This is a genomic window from Pseudomonas sp. 39004, from assembly GCF_028682155.1.
In the GTDB taxonomy this organism is placed as follows: Bacteria; Pseudomonadota; Gammaproteobacteria; order Pseudomonadales; family Pseudomonadaceae; genus Aquipseudomonas; species Aquipseudomonas capeferrum.
This window is the reverse complement of the sequence record NZ_JANIAG010000233.1, coordinates 1-6,962: the sequence shown is the minus strand read 5'-3', so window position 1 is coordinate 6,962 and position 6,962 is coordinate 1. Positions and strand designations below refer to the sequence as shown.

Here is a 6,962-nt window from a genome sequence, read left to right as displayed (position 1 = left end):
TGTGTCGCGATAGGGCTGCGCAGCAGCCCCAGCATTGTTCAGAGAACGACCGTCCGGTTGGCGTTCAGGAACACCCGCCGTTCAATGTGATACCCCACCGCCCGCGCCAGCGTCAGGCATTCGATATCCCGCCCCTTGGCAATCAGGTCCTCGGGGTAATGGCTGTGGTCCACCACTTCAACGCCCTGGGCAATGATCGGCCCTTCGTCGAGGTCGTTGTTGATGTAGTGCGCTGTGGCGCCGACCATCTTCACGCCTTTGTTGTACGCCTGGTGGTAAGGCTTGGCGCCCTTGAACCCTGGCAACAGCGAGTGGTGAATATTGATCGCCCAGCCATCCAGGCGTCGGCACAGCTCGGGCGACAGCACCTGCATGTAGCGGGCAAGGATGACCAGCTCAGCGCCAGACTCCTCGATCACCTGCAACACCTTGCGCTCTTGCCCAGCCTTGTCGTTGGGGTCGAGTGCAAAGTGGTAATAGGGGATCTTGTGCCAGTGCGCCAATGGCTCCAGGTCGGGGTGGTTGGACACCACCGCGACCACGTCCATGCTCAGTTGACCAATGCGCTGGCGATACAGCAAGTCGTTCAGGCAGTGGTCGGCCTTGGACACCATGATCACCACCTTGGGGCGGTGGTTGGGCGCGGTCAGCTCGAAGGCCATGCCGAACGCTTCACTGCGCTCGGCGAGGCCGGCACGAAAGCCGACCTCGTCAAAATCGTCCGGCTGGCGGAATTCGACGCGAATGAAGAAGCGCCCCGACTGCCGGTCATCGAAGGAGTGGTGCTCCGTCACGTAGCAGCGCTGCTCGAAGAGGTAACGCGTCACCACGTCGACGGTACCGAGCATGCTCGGGCAGTCGGCGGTGAGAATCCAGGTATCCGGTGCCCGACTCATGTCTTTCTCCTTAGGCTTCGATGCTCAGGCCGTATTCGGCCGAAGCGTCCTGCAGCCACAGCCACCAGTAATCGGCGAAGCTGCGGCGAATCACCAGTTCCCAGGTGTCTTCGGCGGTGCGGCGGATCACCAGTTGCGACTTGGCGAATACGGTGCCGACAGCCTTGCCCACCGGGAAGTTGTTCGGGTGCACATCATAGCTGGTGGACTTCATCAGCACTTCGCGCACATTCGGGCCGCGCAGTTCCAGCAGGCTCTGCCCGCCGCTGACGTTGACCACCTGGATGTGCAGGCCTTCGAGGGCCGCGCGCAGTGTTTGCTCGACGGCGAACTCCTGGCCGCCCGGGACGATCAGCAGCCACTCGTCGGGACCCATCCACTGCAGCGACATCTCGTTGTTGGCGACCACGGTCAGGGCCACCGGCAGCTCCAGGCCCAGGGCCTTGTGCACGCCTGCCGCAAAGGCCGGGTCATGGCCGTCGCCGCGCAGGGTCAGGTGGCCGAGGAATTTCTTTTCACGCAGGGTCACACCTGCGTTCTTGCGGCCCTTGCCAACCAGGCTGGCCAGGTCGGCGTGGTGCAGCGGCGACTGGGCCTTGGCTTCGGCGCCGGGGTTTTGCTGGAAGACGTTGATAGCGCTCATTTCTTACCTGCCTTGAATTCTGTTGTCCGTAAGACCAGAGGTCAGATGCAATGCCCGAATGCTAATGGGGGCCCAGTGGGAGCGGGCTTGTCCCGCGAAGAGGGCGGTGAGGCCCCCAGCGCATTCGCGGGGCAAGCCCGCTCCCACAAGGTTTGCATTCCAATTCAGATCTACCGGTGGGCCTTAAACGTTCTGCCGCTCACCCTTCGGATCGAAGAACACCGAAGACACGATTTCCGCCTCGATCACGCTGCCGTCGGCCTGCGGCGAGAACACGCGCTCGCCCATGCGCTTGAGGCCGCCCTTGACCACACCCATGGCGAACGAATAGCCCAGGGAGTTGGCTGCGTAGCTGGAAGTAACGTGGCCGACCATGTCCATCGGGATCGGTTGCTTGGGGTCGAACACCAGCTGAGCACCTTCCGGCAGCCACTGGGTCGGGTCCACAGGCTTGAGGCCGACCAGCTGCTTGCGGTTGTCGCGCAGGCAGTCTTCGCGGTTCATGCCACGCAGGCCGATCCACGAGAACGGCTTGTTGCGGCCCACGCACCAGCTCATGTTGAGGTCGTCCGGGTTCATCGAGCCATCCGTGTCCTGGCCAACGATGATGAAGCCCTTTTCGGCACGCAGTACGTGCATGGTCTCGGTGCCATACGGGGTCAGGTTGTATTGCTTGCCGGCCTCGATGATCTTTTCCAGTACGCCCATGGCGTAGTTGGCCTGCACGTTGACTTCGTACGACAGCTCGCCGGTGAACGAGATACGGAACACCCGGGCCGGTACGCCGCCGACAGTGCCTTCCTTCCAGGTCATGAACGGGAAGGCGTCCTTGTCCAGGTCGATGTCGTCGGTCAGCGCGCTCAGCAGCTTGCGGCTGTTGGGGCCGGACAGGGTCATGGTCGCCCAGTGGTCGGTGACCGAGGTGAAGTACACCTTCATCTCTGGCCATTCGGTCTGGTGGTACAGCTCCAGCCACTGCAGCACACGGGCGGCGCCGCCGGTGGTGGTGGTCATGTAGAAGTGGTTGTCGCCGACGCAGGCGGTGACGCCGTCGTCGAAGACCATACCGTCTTCCTTGCACATCAGGCCGTAACGGGCCTTGCCCACGTCGAGCTTGGTCCAGGCGTTGCTGTAGATGCGGTTGAGGAACTCGCGTGCATCCGGGCCCTGGATGTCGATCTTGCCCAGGGTCGAGGCGTCGAGCAGGCCCACGCTGTCGCGCACGGCCTTGCACTCGCGGGCCACGGCGGCATGGATGTCTTCACCGGCTTTGGGGAAGTACCACGGGCGCTTCCACTGGCCGACGTCCTCGAACTCGGCGCCGTTCTTCACGTGCCAGCCATGCAGGGCGGTGAAGCGCACAGGCTCGAACAGGTGGCCACAGTGCCGGCCCGCTACCGCACCGAAGGTCACCGGCGTGTAGTTGGGGCGGAACATGGTGGTGCCCATTTCCGGAATGGTGATGCCGATCGAACGGGCGGCGATGGCCAGGCCGTTGATGTTGCCCAGTTTGCCCTGGTCGGTGCCGAAGCCCAGCGCGGTGTAGCGCTTGACGTGCTCGACCGACTCGAAGCCTTCGCGGGTGGCCAGTTCGATACCGGCGGCGGTCACGTCGTTCTGCTGGTCGACGAACTGCTTCGGCCCCTTGGTGCCCTTGTCGTGCGGCACCTGGAACAGCGCCACGGTGGCCTCTTCCTTGCGTGCCACGGTTTTCGGCAGGGTGCCGGCAGTGGCCTTGAAGCCAGCTTCGGTGGCTGCGCGCACGCCGCCTTCGAAGCCGTCGGCAATCACGTCACCGAGGGCGTAGATGCCGTGAATACCACCGACGCAAACACGTTTCTGCGGTGCATCACCCGGCACGAAGCCGAGGATGTCTTCACGCCAAACCGGGCGACCGCCCAGGTGCGAAGCCAGGTGGACGATCGGGCTGTAGCCGCCGGAGGTAGCGATCAGGTCGCACTCAAGGGTTTCGCCAGGGCTGGTGACTTTATGTGCCTGCACGTCGATGGCGGCCACGCGGGCGCCGGTCACGTGCTTGCTGCCCTTGGCCTCGACCACGGCGCTGGAGGTGAGGATGCGGATGCCTTTCGCACGTGCTTCCTCGACCAGCGAACCGCGCGGGTTGTGGCGGGCGTCGGCGATGGCGACCACCTGCAGGCCAGCGTCGTGCCAGTCCAGCGCGGCGCGGTAGGCGTGGTCGTTGTTGGTCGACAGCACCAGCTTGCGGCCCGGGGCCACGCCGTAGCGGCGCACATAGGTAGAGACTGCACCGGCCAGCATGTTGCCCGGCACGTCGTTGTTGCCGTACACCAGCGGGCGCTCGTGGGCGCCAGCGGCCAGTACCACACGGCCGGCACGCACACGGTGCACGCGGTGACGCACCTGGCCGATCGGGGCGCGGTCACCGAGGTGGTCGGTGAGGCGCTCGTGGATGGTCAGGAAGTTGTGGTCGTGGTAGCCGTTGACCGTGGCGCGTGGCAGCAGGGTCACTTCCGGCAGGCTTTCCAGCTCTTTGACGATGCTGCTCACCCACTCGGCGGCAGGCTTGCCGTCGAGGGTCTCGCGGCTGTCGAGCAGGCTGCCACCGAACTCTTCCTGTTCGTCGGCGAGGATCACCCGCGCACCGCTGCGGGCAGCGGCCAGGGCGGCAGCCAGGCCAGCAGGGCCGGCACCGACGATCAGCACGTCGCAGTGCTGGTTCATGTAGTCGTAGCTGTCCGGGTCGTTCTGCAGCGGCGCACGGCCAAGGCCTGCCGCCTTGCGGATGTACTTCTCGTACGTCATCCAGAACGATTTCGGGTACATGAAGGTTTTGTAGTAGAAGCCCGGCGGCATCATGCTGCCGCCGACCTTGCCGAGGATACCCATGACGTCGTTGTTGACGTTCGGCCATCCGTTGGTGCTGGTGGCGACCAGGCCGGCGTACAGCGCCTGCTGGGTGGCACGCACGTTAGGGATCTGGGTGGCTTCGCTGGAACCGATCTGCAGGATGGCGTTCGGCTCTTCGGTACCGGCGGCGATGATGCCGCGCGGGCGCGAGTACTTGAAGCTGCGGCCGACGATGTCGACGCCGTTGGCCAGCAGCGCGGCGGCCAGGCTGTCACCGGCATAACCCTGGTAGGTCTTGCCGTTGAAGGTGAAGTTCAGGACCTTGCTGCGGTCGATACGGCCGCCGCTGGCGAGGCGATAGGTCTGGCTCATACTTTTTCCCCTTGGCCTTTGACGGTCGACGGTGCGCTGCTCTGCTTGCCGTTGGCGGTCACCTGCGGCTTCTCGCCAATCTTGTAGGTTTCCAGAATCTCGTAGGTCACGGTGTCGCGGGTGACGTTGAAGTACTGACGGCAGCCGGCAACGTGGTCCCACAGTTCATGGTGGATACCGCGCGGGTTGTCGCGGAAGAACATGTAGGTGCCCCACTCTTCGTCGGAGCAGGCGGCAGGGTCCAGCGGGCGGGCGATGTGCGCCTGGCCAGAGGCATGGAACTCTTCTTCGGAGCGCAGCTCGCCGCAGTGGGGACAGAAAATATGCAACATGACGGTGTCTCCGGTTAGTGGGCGACGGCGGCGGCGCCGTGTTCGTCGATCAGTGCGCCGTTGTAGAAACGGTCCATGGAGAACGGCGCAGCCAGCGGGTGCATCTCGCCTTTGGCCAGGCTTGCGGCAAAGACGTTGCCCGAACCCGGGGTCGCCTTGAAGCCGCCGGTGCCCCAGCCGCAGTTGAAGAACATGTTCTTGACCGGGGTCTTGGAGATGATCGGGCAGGCGTCCGGCGAGGTGTCGACGATGCCGCCCCACTGGCGGTTCATGCGTACGCGCGAGAGGTTGGGGAACATCTCGACGATCGCCTGCAGGGTGTGCTCGATCACCGGGTACGAACCGCGCTGGCCGTAGCCGACCCAGCCGTCGATACCGGCGCCGATCACCAGGTCGCCCTTGTCGGACTGGCTGATGTAGCCGTGCACCGCGTTGGACATGATCACACTGTCGATGATCGGTTTGATCGGCTCGGACACCAGTGCTTGCAGCGGGTGCGATTCCAGCGGCAGGCGGAAGCCGGCCAACTTGGCCATGTGCCCGGAGTTACCGGCAGTGACCACGCCGACGCGCTTGGCGCCGATGAAGCCTTTGTTGGTTTCCACGCCGATGACCGCGCCGTTTTCCTTGCGGAAACCGATCACTTCGGTCTGCTGGATCAGGTCGACGCCCAGGGCGTCGGCGGCACGGGCATAACCCCAGGCCACGGCATCGTGACGGGCGACGCCACCACGGCGCTGAACGGTAGCGCCGAGGATCGGGTAGCGGGTGTTCTTGGAGCAGTCCAGGTACGGGATTTCGGCTGCGACCTGGGCGGTGTTCAGCAGCTCGCCATCGACGCCGTTGAGGCGGTTGGCGCTGACGCGGCGCTCGGAGTCACGAATGTCCTGCAGGGTGTGGCACAGGTTGTAGACGCCGCGCTGGGAGAACATCACGTTGTAGTTGATGTCCTGGGACAGGCCCTCCCACAGCTTCATGGCGTGCTCGTACAGCTGCGCCGACTCGTCCCACAGGTAGTTGGACCGCACGATGGTGGTGTTACGGGCGGTGTTGCCGCCGCCCAGGTAACCTTTCTCGATCACCGCGACGTTGGTGATGCCGTGTTCCTTGGCCAGGTAGTAGGCCGTGGCCAGGCCATGGCCGCCACCGCCGACGATGACCACGTCGTAGACCTTTTTAGGGGTCGGCGTGCGCCACATGCGCTGCCAGTTTTCGTGGTGGCTGAGGGAGTGCTTGAAGAGGCCGAAGCCCGAGTAGCGTTGCATGGTCGTTTACTCCACTCAGCGGTAAACAGGGAAGTCTGCGCACAGGGCGGCGACGTTCTTCGCCACATCGGCTTCAACGTCGGCATCACCGAGGTTGTCGAGGATGTCGCAGATCCAGCCAGCCAGGGCCACACACTGGGCGACTTTGAAGCCGCGGGTGGTGACAGCCGGGGTGCCGATGCGCAGGCCCGAGGTGACGAACGGTGACTGTGGGTCGTTGGGCACGGCGTTCTTGTTGACGGTGATGTGCGCGCGGCCCAGGGCGGCGTCGGCATCTTTACCGGTGAGGCCCTGGCGGATCAGGCTGACCAGGAACAGGTGGTTGTCGGTACCGCCGGACACCACGTCGTAGCCGCGGTCGATGAACACCTGGGCCATGGCTTGGGCGTTTTCGATGACCTGCTGCTGGTAGCGCTTGAACTCAGGCTCCAGCGCTTCCTTGAAGCACACGGCCTTGGCGGCGATGACGTGCATCAGTGGGCCACCCTGGGCGCCTGGGAATACAGCAGCGTTGAGCTTTTTCTCGATCGCTTCGTTGGACTTGGCCAGGATCAGGCCGCCACGCGGACCGCGCAGGGTCTTGTGGGTGGTGGTGGTGACCACGTCGGCGTACGGCAGCGGGTTG

Annotated in this window: 5 protein-coding genes and 1 pseudogene; all 6 read right to left on the bottom strand. The window is 64.3% G+C overall.

Annotated elements, in window-relative coordinates:
• Positions 1-38: 38 nt before the first annotated feature.
• Positions 39-896, bottom strand: a complete 858-nt coding sequence (purU, locus tag NP534_RS24785; protein ID WP_186658525.1) for a formyltetrahydrofolate deformylase — start codon at positions 894-896, stop codon at positions 39-41.
• A 10-nt stretch (positions 897-906) separates the two neighbouring features.
• Complete coding sequence (locus NP534_RS24780) at positions 907-1,539, bottom strand: sarcosine oxidase subunit gamma (protein ID WP_274100463.1); 633 nt, start codon at positions 1,537-1,539, stop codon at positions 907-909.
• Between the two features lie 183 nt (positions 1,540-1,722).
• Positions 1,723-4,740 (bottom strand): sarcosine oxidase subunit alpha, encoded by a 3,018-nt coding sequence (locus NP534_RS24775; protein ID WP_033703143.1) that lies wholly within the window; start codon positions 4,738-4,740, stop codon positions 1,723-1,725.
• On the bottom strand, positions 4,737-5,072 hold the full coding sequence (locus tag NP534_RS24770) for a sarcosine oxidase subunit delta (protein ID WP_274100462.1): 336 nt from the start codon (positions 5,070-5,072) through the stop codon (positions 4,737-4,739). Before NP534_RS24770 ends, NP534_RS24775 begins: the two co-directional genes overlap by 4 nt.
• 14 nt (positions 5,073-5,086) lie before the next feature.
• On the bottom strand, positions 5,087-6,337 hold the full coding sequence (locus tag NP534_RS24765) for a sarcosine oxidase subunit beta family protein (protein WP_008089646.1): 1,251 nt from the start codon (positions 6,335-6,337) through the stop codon (positions 5,087-5,089).
• A 15-nt stretch (positions 6,338-6,352) separates the two neighbouring features.
• Positions 6,353-6,962 (bottom strand): annotated as a pseudogene (gene glyA / locus NP534_RS24760) (serine hydroxymethyltransferase); the annotation flags it as partial.